Annotated in this window: 17 protein-coding genes; 6 read left to right on the top strand and 11 right to left on the bottom strand. The window is 65.1% G+C overall.

Features of this window, described 5'->3' with window-relative positions; translation table 11 throughout:
• Positions 1-10 precede the first annotated feature (10 nt).
• From VGN62_RS11695 to VGN62_RS11685, 3 genes are read left to right on the top strand one after another with little or no spacing between them, the layout of a single operon-like run.
• Positions 11-556 carry a CvpA family protein gene (locus VGN62_RS11695; protein WP_327453976.1) on the top strand — a complete coding sequence of 182 codons (546 nt, stop codon included), beginning with the start codon at positions 11-13 and terminating at the stop codon, positions 554-556.
• Complete coding sequence (locus VGN62_RS11690) at positions 553-981, top strand: iron-sulfur cluster assembly scaffold protein (RefSeq protein WP_327453973.1); 429 nt, start codon at positions 553-555, stop codon at positions 979-981. Before VGN62_RS11695 ends, VGN62_RS11690 begins: the two co-directional genes overlap by 4 nt.
• Entirely contained in the window at positions 978-2,876 is a 1,899-nt protein-coding gene (locus VGN62_RS11685; RefSeq protein WP_414713278.1) for a cation:proton antiporter, read from the top strand. The genes VGN62_RS11690 and VGN62_RS11685 overlap by 4 nt, the downstream gene beginning before the upstream one ends.
• On the opposite strand, the gene VGN62_RS11680 is transcribed toward VGN62_RS11685, so the two are convergent.
• The 8 genes from VGN62_RS11680 to VGN62_RS11645 all read right to left on the bottom strand — a co-directional run bounded on the left by VGN62_RS11680 (position 2,873) and on the right by VGN62_RS11645 (position 9,793).
• A complete protein-coding gene (locus VGN62_RS11680) occupies positions 2,873-4,054 on the bottom strand; it encodes an MFS transporter (protein WP_327453971.1) in 1,182 nt (393 codons plus the stop codon). The genes VGN62_RS11685 and VGN62_RS11680 overlap by 4 nt on opposite strands.
• Positions 4,055-4,360: 306 nt before the next feature.
• The gene (locus tag VGN62_RS11675) at positions 4,361-4,954 is read right to left on the bottom strand and encodes a VOC family protein (protein WP_327453969.1); all 594 of its coding nucleotides are present in this window, start codon (positions 4,952-4,954) and stop codon (positions 4,361-4,363) included.
• Positions 4,955-4,972: 18 nt separating this feature from the next.
• Positions 4,973-5,590, bottom strand: coding sequence for a glutathione S-transferase (locus VGN62_RS11670; protein WP_327453967.1), 618 nt, complete (start codon positions 5,588-5,590; stop codon positions 4,973-4,975).
• 47 nt (positions 5,591-5,637) lie between these two features.
• Positions 5,638-6,552: an SMP-30/gluconolactonase/LRE family protein gene (locus VGN62_RS11665; RefSeq protein ID WP_327453964.1), complete on the bottom strand. Its 915-nt coding sequence runs from the start codon at positions 6,550-6,552 to the stop codon at positions 5,638-5,640.
• Entirely contained in the window at positions 6,549-7,196 is a 648-nt protein-coding gene (locus tag VGN62_RS11660; RefSeq protein ID WP_327453962.1) for a carboxymuconolactone decarboxylase family protein, read from the bottom strand. Before VGN62_RS11660 ends, VGN62_RS11665 begins: the two co-directional genes overlap by 4 nt.
• Before the next feature lie 11 nt (positions 7,197-7,207).
• Positions 7,208-7,603, bottom strand: a complete 396-nt coding sequence (locus VGN62_RS11655; protein WP_327453960.1) for a nuclear transport factor 2 family protein — start codon at positions 7,601-7,603, stop codon at positions 7,208-7,210.
• 10 nt (positions 7,604-7,613) lie between these two features.
• A complete protein-coding gene (locus tag VGN62_RS11650; protein WP_327453958.1) occupies positions 7,614-8,501 on the bottom strand; it encodes an SDR family NAD(P)-dependent oxidoreductase in 888 nt (295 codons plus the stop codon).
• Entirely contained in the window at positions 8,498-9,793 is a 1,296-nt protein-coding gene (locus VGN62_RS11645) for an MFS transporter (RefSeq protein WP_327453956.1), read from the bottom strand. Before VGN62_RS11645 ends, VGN62_RS11650 begins: the two co-directional genes overlap by 4 nt.
• Positions 9,794-9,901: 108 nt before the next feature.
• Between VGN62_RS11645 and VGN62_RS11640 the strand changes: the two genes are divergently transcribed.
• The gene (locus tag VGN62_RS11640) at positions 9,902-10,669 is read left to right on the top strand and encodes an SDR family oxidoreductase (RefSeq protein ID WP_327453954.1); all 768 of its coding nucleotides are present in this window, start codon (positions 9,902-9,904) and stop codon (positions 10,667-10,669) included.
• On the opposite strand, the gene VGN62_RS11635 is transcribed toward VGN62_RS11640, so the two are convergent.
• Complete coding sequence (locus VGN62_RS11635; protein WP_327453952.1) at positions 10,666-11,376, bottom strand: glutathione binding-like protein; 711 nt, start codon at positions 11,374-11,376, stop codon at positions 10,666-10,668. The genes VGN62_RS11640 and VGN62_RS11635 overlap by 4 nt on opposite strands.
• Before the next feature lie 91 nt (positions 11,377-11,467).
• The gene (locus tag VGN62_RS11630; RefSeq protein ID WP_327453950.1) at positions 11,468-13,732 is read right to left on the bottom strand and encodes a TonB-dependent receptor; all 2,265 of its coding nucleotides are present in this window, start codon (positions 13,730-13,732) and stop codon (positions 11,468-11,470) included.
• 122 nt (positions 13,733-13,854) lie between these two features.
• Here VGN62_RS11630 and VGN62_RS11625 point away from each other — a divergent pair, with 122 nt between their 5' ends.
• Together VGN62_RS11625 and VGN62_RS11620 are read left to right on the top strand one after the other, a co-directional pair.
• Positions 13,855-14,361, top strand: coding sequence for a DUF3237 domain-containing protein (locus tag VGN62_RS11625; protein WP_327453948.1), 507 nt, complete (start codon positions 13,855-13,857; stop codon positions 14,359-14,361).
• Positions 14,361-15,086, top strand: coding sequence for a glutathione binding-like protein (locus VGN62_RS11620; RefSeq protein ID WP_327453946.1), 726 nt, complete (start codon positions 14,361-14,363; stop codon positions 15,084-15,086). Before VGN62_RS11625 ends, VGN62_RS11620 begins: the two co-directional genes overlap by 1 nt.
• A gap of 3 nt (positions 15,087-15,089) precedes the next feature.
• On the opposite strand, the gene VGN62_RS11615 is transcribed toward VGN62_RS11620, so the two are convergent.
• A complete protein-coding gene (locus tag VGN62_RS11615; RefSeq protein ID WP_327453944.1) occupies positions 15,090-15,794 on the bottom strand; it encodes a glutathione S-transferase family protein in 705 nt (234 codons plus the stop codon).

Genomic DNA, 15,794 nt, shown 5'->3' with positions numbered 1-15,794 from the left:
CGACCGGGAAATGGGAAGTCTGACGGCTCTGGATATCATCGTGCTGACGCTTGTCGGCGGCGGCGCGGTGCTCGGTTTTTCGCGCGGCCTCGTGCAGGAAGTGACGACGCTGCTCGCGTGGGTCCTCGCGATTGCGGCGGTGCGCTTCTTTCACCCGCTCGTTACCGACCTGCTTGCCGGCTGGGTCGGCGGTGAGGGCGGCGCGGCGATGCTCGCCTTTGTCCTGCTCTTCGGCGGCGTGTTCGCGCTGGCCAAATGGGGTTCGCGCGCGATGGGGCAGCGCAGCCGCGCCTCGCTGGTCGGCGGGTTCGACCGCGGGCTGGGTGCCGGTTTCGGCGCGGTCAAGGGCCTGCTGATCGCCTCGATCGGCTTCATGCTGATCACTTTGCTGTACGACATCGGCTATGGCAATGTGCAGCGCCCGGCATGGATGACCGACAGCCGCAGCTATCCCGCGCTCAACGCGACGAGCGCGGCGATGAGCAAGGTGATCGCCGAACGCCGCGCGCAGGCCCGCGAAGCCGAGGCCGAAGCGGCGAAGGCCGACAAGTCATGAGCGCGCCGCTCTATAATCGCGACATACTGGCGCTGGCGGTCGCGACCGCGGACTATCTGCCGCTTGCCGATGCGTCGCACCGCGTGAGCAAGCGTGCGCCGCTGTGCGGCAGTGCGATCATCCTCGATCTCGATACCGACGCCTCCGGGCGCGTGACGCGCGTCGGAATGCACGTTGAGGCATGCGCGCTGGGCCAGGCGTCGGCGGCGCTGCTTGCGCGCCATGCGTCAGGTCTTGGCCTCGCCGACATACGCGCGGCGCGCGACGGTATCGCCGCGTGGTTTGCGGGCGCGGGCGACCGGCCCGATTGGCCGGGGTTCGACCTGCTCGCCCCCGCGCGCGACTATCCCGCGCGCCATGGCGCGATCCTGCTGCCGTTCGATGCCGCGATTGCCGCGCTCGAGGACCAGGCGGCGGCGGCGTGACGCTGCTGGCGCTGACGGCGGCGGCGTCGGAGGCGGCCGAGAAGGCGGCGGAAACGGTAACCGACACCGCGCTGGTCGAGGGCGCGATCCTGCTCGGCGTTGCGACCTTGTTCGTGCTCATCTTCCGCCGTCTTGGCCTCGGTGCGGTGCTCGGCTACCTGATCGCGGGCGCGATTGTCGGACCGCACGGGCTTGGGCTGGTCGGCGGGGGCGAATCGAAGCTCGCCTTTGCCGAACTCGGCATCGCCTTCCTGCTCTTCCTCGTCGGGCTCGAATTGTCGCCGGGCCGTTTGTGGCAGATGCGCCGCGCGATCTTCGGGCTTGGCATGGTCCAGGTCGTGGTGACCGGGCTGGTGCTCACGGCGCTGATCCACCTGATCCTCGGGTTCAGCCCGGCAGCCTCGCTTGCGCTTGGCCTGCCGCTCGCGCTGTCATCGACCGCGCAGGTGCTTCCGGGCCTCAAGAGTTCGGGGCGGATCAATTCGCCCTTTGGCGAGAAGGCCTTCTCGATCCTGCTGTTCCAGGACCTCGCGATCGTGCCGATGATCACCATCGTGGCCGTCCTGTCGCGTGCACCCGCCGATCCCTCGGCGCCGCCCGGGTGGCAGATGGCCTTTTTCACCCTATGGGCGATCGTCGTGCTCGTCCTCGCGGGGCGCTTCGTCGTCAACCCGCTGCTGCGGATCATCGGCCGGTACGGCGAACGCGAACTGTTTGTCGTCGTCGGCCTGCTCACGATCCTTGCGAGCGCTGCATTGATGCACAGCCTGCACCTGTCGACCGCGCTCGGCGCCTTTATCGCAGGCGTCATGCTCGCCGACTCGCCCTACCGGCACGAGATTGAATCGGATGTCGAACCCTTCCGCCTGATCCTGCTCGGCCTCTTCTTCCTTGCGGTCGGCATGGTGCTCGACGTCGGCGCGGTGATGGAACGGCCGCTCCTCGTCCTCGGGCTGGCGCTCGGCCTTGTCGCGGTGAAGGCGGCGGTGCTGACATTGATCGTCAAGGCGTTCGGGAAAAGCTGGTCGGCGGCGCTCGGGCTGGGCCTGCTGCTCAGCCAGGGCGGCGAGTTCGGCTTCCTGCTGTTCGCGCAGGCCGCCGACGCGCTCCTCATCGAGCCCGAAGCGGCGAGCCTGTTCAGCGCGGTGGTGACCTTATCGATGGTAACGACGCCGTTCCTGATGCTGTTCGCGCGCAACCTCGAATTCTCGCCCGCTGCGGAGCCGGCCGATCTCGACGATCCAGAGGATGCGCCGCGCGGCTCGGCAATCGTCGTCGGCTATGGCCGGTTCGGGCAGACCGTGGCGCAGATGCTGCACGGCGTCGCCTGTTCGGTGACGCTGATCGACAAGAAGCCGAGCCAGATCGAGCTGTCGAGCCGCTTCGATACCAAGGTTTATTTCGGCGACGGGCTGCGCGTCGACCTGCTGCGCCGCGCGGGCGCCGAAGAGGCGCGGCTGATCATCTTTTGCATCGACGATGCGTCGGTCGACGCCGCGGCGTTGAAACCCGTCGTCGATGCCTTTCCGGGCGCAAAGGTGCTGATGCGCGTGTTCGACCGGCGCCAGTTGCTCGCACTCGACGGCGCGGGGGTCGACGGCGCGGTGCGCGAGGTGTTCGAGAGCTCGATCGCGCTGGGGCTGATGGCGCTGCGGCACCTCGACGTCGATCCGCGCGAGATGGAGGATGTCGAGACGACGCTCCGTCATCTCGACGACGCGCGGCTCCAAGCGCAGCTCGACGAGGGCGACCTGTCGGCGGGGATGGACCACCGGTTCAAACCCGGTGGCGGGCGCGAGGCCGAAAGCGTGCTCGAGAAGCTGCGCCAGCGGCGGCTCGCGGCGAAGCTGGCCAGGGACGATAATGAGGTGCCGGGGCTGGCGACCGATCGTTAGGCGCGGCGCTGTCGCGCCATCAGGGTTGCCGAGACGGCCGCTGCGGCAAGGGCCGGCACGCCGCCGAGTGCCATCGCGAGCAGCAGGTCGCCGCCGACCGCGCGATCGGAGAGGCCGCCGGTCAGCAACGGCCCGAGCGCGCAGAAGGCGGCGATGACAAAGCTGTAGATCGCAAAGCTGCGCGCACGCAGTTCGGGCGGGATGATATCCTGCAGGATCGTCGGGATCAGCGCGTTCGCAGTGCTGGTGAGTATGAGGAACAGCGCGATCGTCGTCAGCGCTTGCCGCTCATCGCCCGCGCTGCCGAGCCAGATTAGGCAGGGGATGGCGAGCGTTGCGCCCGCCGCCATCACGATGGGCCGCGAGGCTTCGCCGAGCCGGGGGCGCAGGAAACGGTCGACGGTGCCCGCGACCGCGAGGCTGCCGAGGCTGGTCGCGAGCGTGATCAGGCCGAGCGCGTGACCCGTGGGGACGAGATCGGCGGCAAAGCGGCGAACGAGCCCCATCGCCGCCATTGGCGCGACCGCCTGCACCGCGATCGCCAGCCCGCCGGCAGCGCCGAGGAACAGCAGGATGCGGCGCTGGTGTGCGCGAAGGAACGGTCCGAGCGCCGCGTCTTCGCCTTGCTCGCTGGCGGCGGCGTGGCCGCGCGGTGGATCGTGGACGAAGAGCCCGGCGCCGAGCAAGGGTAGTGCGAGCAAGCTGAGACAGAGCAGTGCGACGCGCCACGGTTCGATGTCCGCAGGCGCGATTGTCCCTGCAAACTCCAGCAGGCTGCCGCCGAAATAGAAACCCGCGCTCGCGCCCGTCGCCATCAGCGCGGCAAAGGCAAGGTTCGCCGGTACCCGGTGGCGGTCGCTGACGAGGTCGGGGATCAGCGAATAGACGACGGGGATCATGGCGAATTCGGTAATTCCCGACGCGGCGCGGCCGATGAAGAACAGCTCGAAATCGGGCGCGATCCCGCTGAGTGCGGTCAGCAAGCCCCACAGCAGGATCAGCCCAAGCAGGATGGTCTTGCGCGAATGGCGGTCGGCGAGGCGCGCAAGCGGGACGGCCAGCGCGCTCGCGACGAGGATGCCCGCGATGCCGTGCAACGCGCCGATCACGGCATCGGATACGCCGAAACTCTGCTGGATCGCGGGTGAAAGGATCGATTGCAGCCCGCGGTCGCTCATCTGCGTTCCCGCGGTTATCCCCAGGAAAGCGACCGTCCATAGCCCGGCCGGACGGGTCGGACGATCACTGTCGGCCCAATTTGTCGGATCGGCAACCGCAGCCAAATATCGCTCCCGCCAGCTTTATATTGCAAGTCATTTGCAAATCCGGGGTAACGGAAAATGGAGGTGGGGGGAAGGGGGTGTCCGGCGATAGCTGTGGAACCGGTCGCTCCTGTCTGTCGGACGGCGATGGAGGGGCCGCGCAAAAAGAACCCGGCCAGAGGCCGGGTCCAGGAGGAGTTCCCAGTGGTACCTTGGGAATGTCTATTCGGCGGGCACCGGGCTGCGGCCGGTGATGAAGCCTTCGCGCTTCGTGCCATCGGCCTGCACCGGATCGTGCGCGACGTCGCTTTCGTCGAAGACTTTTGTCCATGCCGCAAATTCGAGGCAGACGCCGTCGGGGTCGAAGAAATAGACCGAGCGGACATAGACGTCGTCGTTCATCTCGGGCGACGACTGGGTCGGTGAATTGTCGTGATTGAGGATTGGCGTGACGTCGACGCCCTTGCTCACCAGCCGCTGATAATATTCCTCGAACTTGTCGGCGTGGACGTTGATCGCGATATGATTCATCGATCCGTGCGCCGACATGAAGTTGCCGCGCGTCGGCAGCGCTTCGGGCGCCGAAATGCCCGGAACGGCTTCCGGTGCGTTCGGAAACCAGAAGAAGGCGATGCTGTCGCCGTTGCCGACATCGAAGAAGAAATGCTGGCCGCGTCCACCCGGCAGATCGAGCGTCTTGACCAGCGGCATGCCGAGAATGTCGCGATAAAACTCGACCGTTCGCGCCATATCCTTGCACACGAGCGCGAGGTGATTGACCCCGCAGAATTCGAATTCGCTATTCGTAGCAGCCATCATCCGTCTCCTTGTGGTTCAGTTTGCCGTTGCGCCGGGGCGGCTTTTCATCCGCTCGTACCAGCTCTGAATATTGGTGTTGGCGGGGTCGATCGGCTGGCCGACCGACGCACCGAAATCGAGGAATGCGAACAGCATGATGTCGGCGAGGCTCAGCGCGTCGCCCGCGATGAATTCGCGCCCGGCGATCTGTGCGTCGAGCCATTTGATCCCGTCCTGCGCGGTCGCTTTCAACCCGTCGGCGGCTTCGGGCAGGCAGCGTAGCCGCGCCTCGAACAGCGGCAGGCCTTCGGCAAAGCGGAAGCCGTTGGTCAGCGGCTCGCAAATCTTGAGGTCGACGCGGCGCGTCCACATGCGGGTGTTCGCGCGCTCCTCTGCCGTGGTGCCGATCAGCGGCGTTTCGGGGAAGCATTCTTCCAGATATTCGCAGATTGCCGTGATTTCGCAGACGAAACTGCCATCGTCGAGTTCGAGCGCGGGGGTTTGCCCGGCGGGGTTCACATCGACATTATAGGGCGCGCGCCGATTCTCGCCGCCGCGCAGGTCGACGCTGACCTCGGGGATCTCGATACCCTTTTCCGCCATGAAAAGTTTCACGACGCGCGGGTTGGGGCCGACGCTGTTATAGAATTTCATCTTATCCTCTCGCAGTCCTTTTAACATCTTGCGGCTTAATCGTCAACTTAGTTGACGATTAAGCCGGGGCGCGGCCAACGGACGCGATAGAGCGTCCCCGTTGTCGATGCGGTGATATAGGCATCGCGCCGGTCGGCGCCGCCAAAGGCGATATTGGTGATCCCGACATCGGGGAGCGGCAGGAACTCCGAACCGTCGCCGGCGGGGTCGAAAATGGTGATCCCGCCCTCGACCATCGTGCCGACGCAGATGCGCCCGCTTTCCTCGATCGCCATGCTGTCGAGCAGCCGGAAGGCGGGCGGGGTGCCGACGAAGCGCCCGGGAGCCCAGGGCGGGGGCGGGGCGAGGGTGCCCGGCGCAACCACATCCATCGCCCACACGCGCGCAGTCATCGTCTCGCTGACATAAAGCGTGTTGCCGTCGGGTGAGAGACCCACGCCATTCGGGCCCATCATGTCGGCACGCTGACGCGTGATGCGCGATCCGTCGGCGGCGGCATGATAGAGCGCGCCATGGTCGCGGCCGCTGTCGCGCACCTGTCCATGGTCGGTGAACCAGAAACCGCCCGCGTCGTCGAACACGATATCGTTCGGTCCCTTGAGCCGTTCGCCCTCGAAGCTGTCGTAGAGCGTCGTCACGGCGCCGCTGGTCAGGTCGACGCGCTGGATCGACCCGCACGCGTCGGGGTTCGCGGCATGACCCGGGAACAATATGCTGCCCGCCTCGACCCACTCGAACCCGCCGTTATTGCAGACATAGGCGGCGCTGTCGGGGCCGATCGCAAGCCCGTTCGGGCCGCCGCCGAGTTCGGCAACGACCGAAAGCTCGCCATCGGGGGCGACGCGCGTCAGCGTGCCGCGCGCGATCTCGACGAGCAGCACCGACCCGTCGGCCATCGGCACCGGGCCTTCGGGAAAGCGAAGGCCGGTCGCGACGACCTCGGGGGTGCCGAATTCGCTCATCCGTTTGCTGGGCGCGGGGCGCTGAGGAAGTCGGCGGCGTTGAAGCCTTCGGGCGCCGCGACCTCGACGATCGGGTCCTCGCGCGCATCATATTCCATGCGCAGCGCACGCGTGATCACCGCGTGCATGTCATAGAGGCAGGTGATGTAGGTGAATTCGAAAATCTGCTCGTCGTTCCAGAAGGTCTTGAGCTTGTCGAAGACCTCCAGCGGCACCCGTCCGCCGGCCTGGGCAAGGCAGTCGGCGTAGGCGAGCACCGTACGCTCCTGCTCGTTGTAGCAGTCGGCGACTTGCCAGTGCGCGATGGCGGCGATCTTCTCGTCGCTGACGCCGAGGCCGCGCAGCGATTTGCAATGCTGCGAGAAGACGAACTGGCTGCCCTTGACCCATCCTGCGCGCGTCTGGCCGAGCTCGCGAAGGACCGGATCGATGGTGCGCGCCGGATTGCGATAGACGGCGAAGCCCTTGACCGCATGTTCGAAGATGTCGGGCGATAGCGCGAACACGGTCCACCAATCGCCGGGCGTGCCGGTCGCGGTGCCGGGCTCGGCGACGGGGTCGCGGTCGCCGAACAGGCGGTTGTAATAAGCAAGGACGGTCTCGTCGGTGACTTCCGAGCGGGGGACCTGGCGCAGGACGGGCATGGGATATCTCCTCAGGCGTTGGCGAATTTGCGGAATTCGGCGACGTGCGCGCTGTCGAAATATTCGTCGAGCCGCGTGATCTTGCCATCCTCGACCTTGCAGATGATCGCACAGGGCAGGCGGACCTCGCCGTCGTCGTGGACGCGCTTGCCCTTCAGCACATGTTGCTGGACGAAGCCGCCGGGGAAGGTGACGAGCTGGCGCTCGGCATATTCGCGGTCCTTGATCCGCGTGACCATGCCCGTCAGCGTCTGGGCGGTCTGCGCGGGGGTGACGATCAACTCGTCGGTGTTGTGCCAGATTTCAGCGTCGGGGGTGAAGCTGCCCTGCATCGTTTCGATGTCGCCCGCCTCGATCGCGTCGAAAAAGCGCTGCGCCATGGCGCGGATGTCGTCCTGCTCTGCCATCATATCCTCCTTAAACTCGCGCGCCGAACATGCGGCCGCCGTTGGCGGCGATCAGTGAGTCGATATCGTCGCCCTTATATGCGGGGTCGGCCGAGGGGCCGAAGGACGACAGCATATCCTGCGTCACCAGTTCGGCCATCGCCTTCCATTCGGGGTGAGTGAAGATCCAATATTCGCCGGCCTCGATCGCCTCGACGACGCGCGCGCCGATCTTGCTCGGCGACATGCCGCCCGCGAGCACGCCCTGCATCGCCTGGCTTGTCGCGGCCGCCTTGCCGACCTCGACCTCGACGGGGCGGAGGTCGCGCGTTGTCTCGACGATCCGCGTCGCCGACATGCCGGGCATCAGCACCGAAATATCGACGCAGGTTCCGGCCAGCTCGTTGCGCAGCGCCATCGCGATGCCGAGTGTCGCATATTTGGAGCTGATATAGGCGACCGAGATCGGCGGCGGGACGATCGCGACCATCGACGAGGTGAAAATCAGGTGCGACGCTTCGCCGCTCGCCTTCATGTCGCCGAGGAAGGTGCGGCAGGCGTAAAGATGCGCATGCGCGTTGACCGCATAGTTCCAGCGCCAGACGTCGGTGTCATATTGTTCGAAGGGCCCCGATCCGCCGCCGACGCCGGCGTTGCTGAACAGGATGCGCACGGGACCGAAGTCGCGCGCCTGTTCGCCTGCAGCGGCCCAACTGTCCTCGCTGGTCACATCGAGCTGGAGGCCGAGCGCGTTGGCGCCTTCGCTGCGCAGCGCTTCGGCCGCGCCATCGGCGCCCGCTCCATCGATGTCGGCGAGGATCACCGACGCACCCTTGGCGGCGAGCGCCTTGGCGGTGGCGAGTCCGAGCCCGCTCGCGCCGCCGGTGATGAAGGCGGTCTTGCCCGCGACATCGGTCATTCGGCGAAGTCCTTCTCGAGGTAGCGCGTCATGCGATATTGCGCGATGCCGGCGGCGGCGGCGAAGGGCATGAGCGCCATCAGCGCCCAGCGCAGGCTTTCGTCGCCATATTCGGGTTTCAGGCTGTCGCTGACGATCCCGGCGAACAGCGGGCCGAGCCCGAGGCCGATGATGTTGAACATCAGCATCAGCACCGCGGCGGCGGTCGCGCGGCTGCGCGGCGGCGTCAGATTCTGCACCAGCGCGAGCGCGGGGGCGACATAGGCGGTGCAGGCCGCCATCGGGACCAGCATCAGTGCGAGCGAGAGCTGCCAGCTGTCGACGAGCAGCGCGGCGATGAAGGTCGGAATCAGAACGGCGGTCGCGAGCGCCGGAATGGTGCCATAGGCACGCGCCGACACCTTTGCGCGGTGGCTGACCAGCCAGCCGCCGCCGAGGATGCCGATGCCGAAGGTGATACCCGCCGCCGGACCGAACCAGGTCGCCATGGCGTCGAGCGGCATCTTCTGCGTCCGCATCAGGAAGGCGGGGATCCAGTTGAGCATGCCATAGCTGGTGAAGGCGGCGAGGCCGCTGCCGATCATCACCATGCGCAGCGACGGACGCCGCCAGAACATCGCAAGGCTTTGCGAAAAGGGCAGTGCCTCGTCGGCGGCCTTTTGCGCGTCCATCGCCCCGCGCGCGGGTTCGCGGACGAGCCAGATCAGGATCGGTGCGATGATGATGCCGACGATGCCGATCAGGATGAAGGCATTGCGCCATCCGATATTGGCGGCGGCCCAGGCACCGAAGGTCGCGCCCACAAAGACGCCGAACGGGCCGTTGAGTGTGAAGATGCCGATCGCGAGCGGGCGCTGCGCGGGCGGGTAATAGTCGGCGATGACGGACAGCGATGGCGCGGTGCCGCCGGCTTCGCCCGCGCCGACGCCGAAGCGCATGAGCGCCAATTGCCAGAAGCTTGACGCCATGCCGCACGCGGCGGTGAAGCCGCTCCACACGACGCACGCGATGCCGATCAGCTTCACGCGGTTCCAGCGGTCGGCGATCATCGCGACGGGAACCCCCATCGCGGCATAGAAGAGCGCGAAGGCAAGGCCGGTGAGCAGGCCGAACTGGGTGTCGCTGAAATCCATCTCGGCGCGGATCGGTTCGACGAGCACCGACAGGAGCTGGCGGTCGACGAAGTTGATCGTGCCGACGATGAACAGCATGGCGAGCGCGACATTACGGCGTAGCGCGAGACCGCTGTCGGACGCCGCGGCGCCTGCATTAACGGCGGTAGCCTCTGTCATCACACTCTCCAAAAATGCACGAGTCTTCTCGTTCCAAAAATACTTAGGTATTTAAGTTTATCTGTCAATGTGGTTTACGGTAGCGACAAGATCGATGGGAGAGAAGAGATGGAGATCAAGGGCAAAACGGCGATCGTCACGGGCTCCGCAGGCGGTATCGGCCGCGCGAGCGCGGTCATGCTGGCGGCCCGCGGTGCGGCGGAGATCGCGCTGGTCGACGTCAATGAGGCGGGGCTCGCCGAGACGGCGCGGCTGGTCGAGGCGGCGGGCGCGCGGGCGAGCACCCACATACTCGACCTGTCGGACATCCCCGCGACCGAAGCCTGGTTCCATGCGCATGGTGACGTGGACATATTGCATAACAATGCCGGGGTCGTGTCGGGCCTGCCGCAATTCCCCGACGTCGATGCGGCACGCATCCGCTGGATCATCGACGTCAACATCACCTCGCTTGTCGCCGCGACCCAGATCGCGGTCCAGGCGATGCGAAAGCGTGGCGGCGGTGTGATCGTCAACACCGTGTCGACGGTGGCGCTGGGCACGGGTTTCTACGATGCCATGTATGCCACGACGAAGGCGGCGGTGATGATGTTCACCCGCTGCTGCGCGCCGCTGAAGGAGGAGTGCAATGTCCGCGTCGCGGGCATGTTGCCCGGGCTCGTCGACACGCCGATCCTCGACACGACCGGCGCCGGCGGCAAGTCCGACTGGATGAAGGCGGTGCTCGCGAACAACGAGGCGTGCGTGCCCGAGGATATCGCCGGGGGCGTTGCGATGCTGATCGAGGATGACGGCCTCGCGGGCGGGGACTGGGTCGCGGTGCGGCGGCTGAACGGGCAGGTCGAATATCAGTGGGGGCACGCCGACACGGTTTAGCGCGTCGGCGCTTCGAGCATGTTCTTGCCGAACAGGTTCGACCATTGCTCCTCGGTCAGCACGGGGCGCGCGCTCGACAGGTTTGCGGCATTCTTGACGTCGGTGCCCGCGATCACCGCGGGGCGTTCGCCGATGCGCGCGAACCAGTCGGCGACCGCCGGATAATCGTCGAGCGTCAGACCGATCGCGCGGATCGCACGCGTCCAAGGCCAGGCGGCAATGTCGGCGATGCTATATTCCTCTGCGAGATAATCGCTCTCGCTCAGCCGGCCGTTGAGGACGTGGAGCAGCCGTAGCGTCTCGTTGCGATAGCGTTCGACCGGGTAGGTCTGTCCCTCGGGCGCATAGCGGATAAAATGATGTGCCTGGCCCTGCATCGGGCCGAAGCTCGCCATCTGCCACATCAGCCATTGCTGCGCCTGGCTGCGGCGACGCGGGCTGTCGGGAAGAAGCTGGCCGCTCTTTTCGGCAAGATAGAGCAGGATCGCGCCGCTTTCGAATATGGGCAGCGGCGCGCCGCCGCCGACCGGATCATGGTCGACAATCGCGGGCAGGCGGCCGTTGGGATTGATCCGGCGATATTCGGGGGTCAGGTGATCGCCCTCGAGCATGTTCATCGCGAGCAGCCGGTGCGGCAGCCCGATCTCTTCGAGCATGATCGAGACTTTGTGGCCGTTCGGCGTCGGGGTGAAATAGACGTCGATCATATCGCGGTTCACCCCTTAAAACAGGTCACGACCGCCGTCGCCGCTTCCCTGTCGGGGAAAGCATCGACGGCGGCCGATCCCTGGGACATCGTTAGAACTTGATCCCGGCCTCGACCGAAATGTTGCGCGTGGGCTCAAGATAGAGGATCGCGCGCGGATTTGCGGTGATCGGCGACGGCAGGTTGAACGCGCTGCCAATCGTCTTTTCGTTCGTCAGATTCTTGCCGACGAGCGCGACGTGCCAGCGGTCGTCCTGATCGGCGAGCTGGACGCGAAGGTCGAGCTTCACATATCCGCCCTGCACGCCGAAAATCGGGCTCTGGTTGTCGGAGTTGAAATATTTCGACCGTGCCGACGCAACGCCCGTGATGTCGAGCTTCAGGTCGTCCGACATGTCGAACCGCCCGTGCGCCGTAACGCTGCCGGTATATTTCGACGAATAGGCGACAGGGTAACCGGCCAGGTTGTTGTTCGCGACGTGGTTCGGTTGCGTCCGATCGGTCTGTGCGGGGTTGCAGACCGACAGCGGCTGGCTGGCGAGGCAGGCCGCGCCCGGATAATTGTCATATTTGATATCCGAATAGGCGGCCGACGCGCTGATGTCGAAATTGGGGGTCGGGAAGATACTGAGCGACCCTTCGAGGCCCTTCGAGGTCGCCGCCGCAGCGTTGCCGGTCAGGTAGCTCGACGTTGCGGGCTGGTAGACCGAGACCTGCAGGTCCTTGAACTTGGTGTGATAGGCCGAGACGTTGGCGATGACCTTGCCGTCGAAAAGCGTCGATTTGATGCCGGCCTCGAAATTCTCCGACCGTTCGGGTTCGAAGGTGAAGGTTGCGCTCGTCGTTCCCAGCGTGTTCGAGACGAAGCCGCCCGACTTCGAGCCGCGGCCCCAGGTGCCGTAGACCATGATGCGCGGCGCGATGTCATATTGCAGCGTGACCGACGGATCGACATTGCCTTCGCTGATCGAACCGGTCGCGCTCGAAATCGGGCGCAGCGCGAAGGGGCCGTAAACGAGGCGCGAGGCGAAATCGCCGTCCTTCTTGGTGTGGCTGTAGCGCAGGCTGCCGATCGCGCGGAACGCGTCGCTGATGTTGACCGTCGCCTGGCCAAATGCCGACCAGGATTCGGCCTTCTGCTTGAACAGGCTGTCGATGCGGCCGAAATAGTTGAGCGCCGCGATGTTGAAGCCCTGATATTGCTCCAGCTGATAGTTCGACTTGTCGTAGTAGGCGCCGACGATGAATTCGAACGTCCGGCCGGTCGGCGACAGGATGCGGATTTCCTGCGAGATCTGGTCGAAGCGTTCCGGGAAGGCGTTGTACACCGAGTTGGCGGTGACGGCGCCGCCGCTGTTCGGGATCGTCTGGTCGAAGCCGTTGACGATCTTGGACTTGAACCAGCTGTAACCGGTGACCGAGGTCAGCGTGAAATCGCCGAGCGCGAGGTTGCCGACGCCCGAGATCATCACCGACTTGTTGTCATTGCCTTCGTCGCCGAGCGCCGAACGTTCGAGATAACGCGTCGTCTGCGGATCCTGTCCGCTGGTCAGCGGGCTCGACACGGTGATGCCGCCGATGACTTCGCGGTTACCGTATTCGACCTTCGCCGTATAATCGAAATTGTCCGACGGCTCCCACTTCAACGTCAGGCGCAGCAGCTGCGACCGGATTTCGGGATCGTCGTGATCCGTCGCGCGGTTGTAGATATAGCCGTCCTGGTTGACGATCTTGTACGCGAAGCGCGCGCCGAGCGTGTCGGTGATCGGTCCCGACAGGTAACCCGAGAAATCGGTGCCCTTGTGGTCGAAGTTATAGAGGCCGGTGATCGCGCCCTCGAAATCCTTGGTCGGACCCGCCGAGACGACGCTGACCGCGCCCGCGGCAGTGTTCTTGCCGAACAGCGCGCCCTGCGGACCGCGCAGCACCTCGACGCGCGCGAGGTCGAAGAAGGGAGCCTGCGCCTGGCGGTTGCGGCCGGCGTAAATGCCGTCGACATAGAGCGAGACCGACTGGTCGAACGCGAAGTTCGCCGGCGGCGAACCGAAACCACGGATATAGATGACGTCGTTGCCCGCGGTCGACTGGACGAAGACGTTCGGCGTGTAATTCATCACCGCCTTGATGTCGCTCGTGTTGAATTCGGCGAGCTTGGCGCCGCTGACGACTTCCATCGAGATCGGGACGTTCTGCAGATTCTGTTCGCGCTTTTGCGCGGTCACGATGATTTCGTTGGTGTTGCTGTCGTCGACGTCAGCCGTGTCGGCGGGGGCGGCTTGCGCCATCGCCGGTGCGGTATTGGCGAGCATCGCGATCGCGGCAACGCCGGACAGCAGGAACTGGGTATGCACCTTCATCTTCACCCTCCCATAGAGCTTGTTGTTGCGGTCCCGGAAAGCCTTCCGATCCGTCAATCTGATTGACCCTTAGTATACTAATGGTTTTATGCTTGTCCATAGGCTGGAAGAGGATTCGCATCATGAATGAAGAAAAGCTGCAAGACGCATCAACGGCGCTGGCGACGCGGCATCTGTGCACCGCCGAGTTCGAAGTAGGGGGCGGAATCATCGGGATCGGCGCGTCGCCGTTCGGCGACCAGCGGCTCGGCTATATCAGTGGAGGCCAGTTTTTCGGACCCCGTATCAACGGGATAATCCTGCCAGGCGGCGGCAATTGGTCGCGCTCGGGACGGCTTGGCGACGCAGCGTCGGTCGGCACATTCGATGCGCGCGCGGTGTGGCAGACCGACGACGGCGACCTCATCTATCTGAGCTACACCGGGCGCAACATCATTCCTGACGATGTCCGCGCGACTTTTGCCGATCCGGCGGTGCCTGACGCCGACGCGTCGCGCTACTATCTGCGAATCGCGCCGGTGTTCGAAACCGCGAGCGCGAAATATGGCTGGCTCAACGGGGTGCTGGCCGTAGGCGTCGGCGAGCGAACCGATTTCGGCGTGCGCCACGTGATCCACGAGGTGCTGTGATGATCGACCTCCATTATTCGGCGACCCCGAACGGGCAGAAGATCGCGATCATGCTCGAGGAAATCGGCGAGCCCTATCGCGTTATCCCCTATGACATTTTCGACGGTGACCAGCTCACGGCGGAATTCGGGCGGATCAATCCGAACCACAAGTTGCCCGCGATCGTGGATCAGGATCCGGTGGGTGGCGGCGATCCGGTTACCGTGTTCGAATCGGGTGCGATCCTGCAATATCTGGCCGAAAAGAGCGGCCGCTTCCTGCCCGCATCGGGCGCTGCGCGCGCGGCGACGCTATCGTGGCTGACCTGGCAGGTTGCGGGGCTCGGGCCAATGGGCGGGCAGGCGAGCCATTTCCTGCGCTATGCGCCCGCGGGGCAGGATTATGCCACCGCGCGTTATACGAAAGAGGTCCAGCGGCTGCTGACCGTGCTCGAAAAGCGGCTGGAGAAGAGCAGCTATGTCGCGGGTAACGATTATTCGATCGCCGACATGGCGATCTGGCCCGGCCGCGCCTCGGCGTTCGTGATGGGCATGGGGCTCGACGAATGGCCCGCGATGCACGACTGGTTCGAACGCATCCGCGCGCGCCCGGCGGTGGTGCGCGCGATGGCGCGCGAGGATCTGAAGGCGCCGGCTAAATATATCGGGCGGCACCAGACGCTCGATGAAAAGGAATGGTCGAACATGTTCGGCGATGCGAACCACTCGGCGGTCGCGAAGGACTGAAGATCAGCGCTTCGCGTGTTGGCGGTCGCCCCACAGGATCGCGCGATGCGCGTCGGTGAAGCCGGTGAGACCGCCCTCGATCGTCTCTGCGCGCGCAACGCCGACCTTCATGCCTTCGGCGACTGCGGGGCGTTCGAGCATTGCGGCGCCCCAGCGGTCGACGTTCGGAAAGCGTCCGGCCTTTTCGATCAGCTGGCGGCGCAGGAAGGGCAGGGTCGCCATGTCGGCGATGCTATACTCGTCGCCCGCCAGCCATTCGGCCTCGCCAAGGCGCTTGTCGAGCACCATCATCAACCGGTCGACTTCGCGGCTGTATCGGGTGATCGCATAGTCGTGCCGGTCCTTGGCATAATGGGTGAAATGCACTTCCTGCCCGAACATCGGGCCGACGCCCGACACCTGGAACATCAGCCATTGCCAGCAGGTCGCGCGCTTCACAGGATCGACGGGCAAAAAGCGCCCGGTCTTTTCGGCGAGATAGAGCAGGATCGCGCCGGTTTCCCACAGCACGAAGCCCGGTCCTTCCGGACCTTCGTCATCGACGATGACAGGGGTCTTGTTGTTCGGGTTGAGCGCGAGGAATTCGGGGGTGAGCTGATCGCCCGCAAGGATGTCGATATATTCCAGCCGCCATTCGAGCCCCATTTCGAGGAGCGCGATTGCGATCTTGCGCGCATTGGGCGTGGGGCCGCCGTAGAGCGTGATCAT

It is taken from the genome of Sphingopyxis sp. (assembly GCF_035998905.1).
GTDB lineage: Bacteria > Pseudomonadota > Alphaproteobacteria > Sphingomonadales > Sphingomonadaceae > Sphingopyxis.
The sequence above is the reverse complement of the archived record's forward strand: the minus strand, read 5'-3'. Positions and strand labels throughout refer to the sequence as shown.

Excerpts from the sequence above, each read along its gene's own strand:
- VGN62_RS11695 (WP_327453976.1), top strand. The coding sequence starts at position 11 with ATGGGAAGTCTGACGGCTCTGGATATCATCGTGCTGACGCTTGTCGGC.
- VGN62_RS11690 (WP_327453973.1), top strand. The coding sequence starts at position 553 with ATGAGCGCGCCGCTCTATAATCGCGACATACTGGCGCTGGCGGTCGCG.
- VGN62_RS11680 (WP_327453971.1), bottom strand. The coding sequence starts at position 4,054 with ATGAGCGACCGCGGGCTGCAATCGATCCTTTCACCCGCGATCCAGCAG.
- VGN62_RS11675 (WP_327453969.1), bottom strand. The coding sequence starts at position 4,954 with ATGGCTGCTACGAATAGCGAATTCGAATTCTGCGGGGTCAATCACCTC.
- VGN62_RS11670 (WP_327453967.1), bottom strand. The coding sequence starts at position 5,590 with ATGAAATTCTATAACAGCGTCGGCCCCAACCCGCGCGTCGTGAAACTT.
- VGN62_RS11665 (WP_327453964.1), bottom strand. The coding sequence starts at position 6,552 with ATGAGCGAATTCGGCACCCCCGAGGTCGTCGCGACCGGCCTTCGCTTT.
- VGN62_RS11660 (WP_327453962.1), bottom strand. The coding sequence starts at position 7,196 with ATGCCCGTCCTGCGCCAGGTCCCCCGCTCGGAAGTCACCGACGAGACC.
- VGN62_RS11655 (WP_327453960.1), bottom strand. The coding sequence starts at position 7,603 with ATGGCAGAGCAGGACGACATCCGCGCCATGGCGCAGCGCTTTTTCGAC.
- VGN62_RS11650 (WP_327453958.1), bottom strand. The coding sequence starts at position 8,501 with ATGACCGATGTCGCGGGCAAGACCGCCTTCATCACCGGCGGCGCGAGC.
- VGN62_RS11645 (WP_327453956.1), bottom strand. The coding sequence starts at position 9,793 with ATGACAGAGGCTACCGCCGTTAATGCAGGCGCCGCGGCGTCCGACAGC.
- VGN62_RS11640 (WP_327453954.1), top strand. The coding sequence starts at position 9,902 with ATGGAGATCAAGGGCAAAACGGCGATCGTCACGGGCTCCGCAGGCGGT.
- VGN62_RS11635 (WP_327453952.1), bottom strand. The coding sequence starts at position 11,376 with ATGATCGACGTCTATTTCACCCCGACGCCGAACGGCCACAAAGTCTCG.
- VGN62_RS11630 (WP_327453950.1), bottom strand. The coding sequence starts at position 13,732 with ATGAAGGTGCATACCCAGTTCCTGCTGTCCGGCGTTGCCGCGATCGCG.
- VGN62_RS11625 (WP_327453948.1), top strand. The coding sequence starts at position 13,855 with ATGAATGAAGAAAAGCTGCAAGACGCATCAACGGCGCTGGCGACGCGG.
- VGN62_RS11620 (WP_327453946.1), top strand. The coding sequence starts at position 14,361 with ATGATCGACCTCCATTATTCGGCGACCCCGAACGGGCAGAAGATCGCG.
- VGN62_RS11615 (WP_327453944.1), bottom strand. The coding sequence starts at position 15,794 with ATGATCACGCTCTACGGCGGCCCCACGCCCAATGCGCGCAAGATCGCA.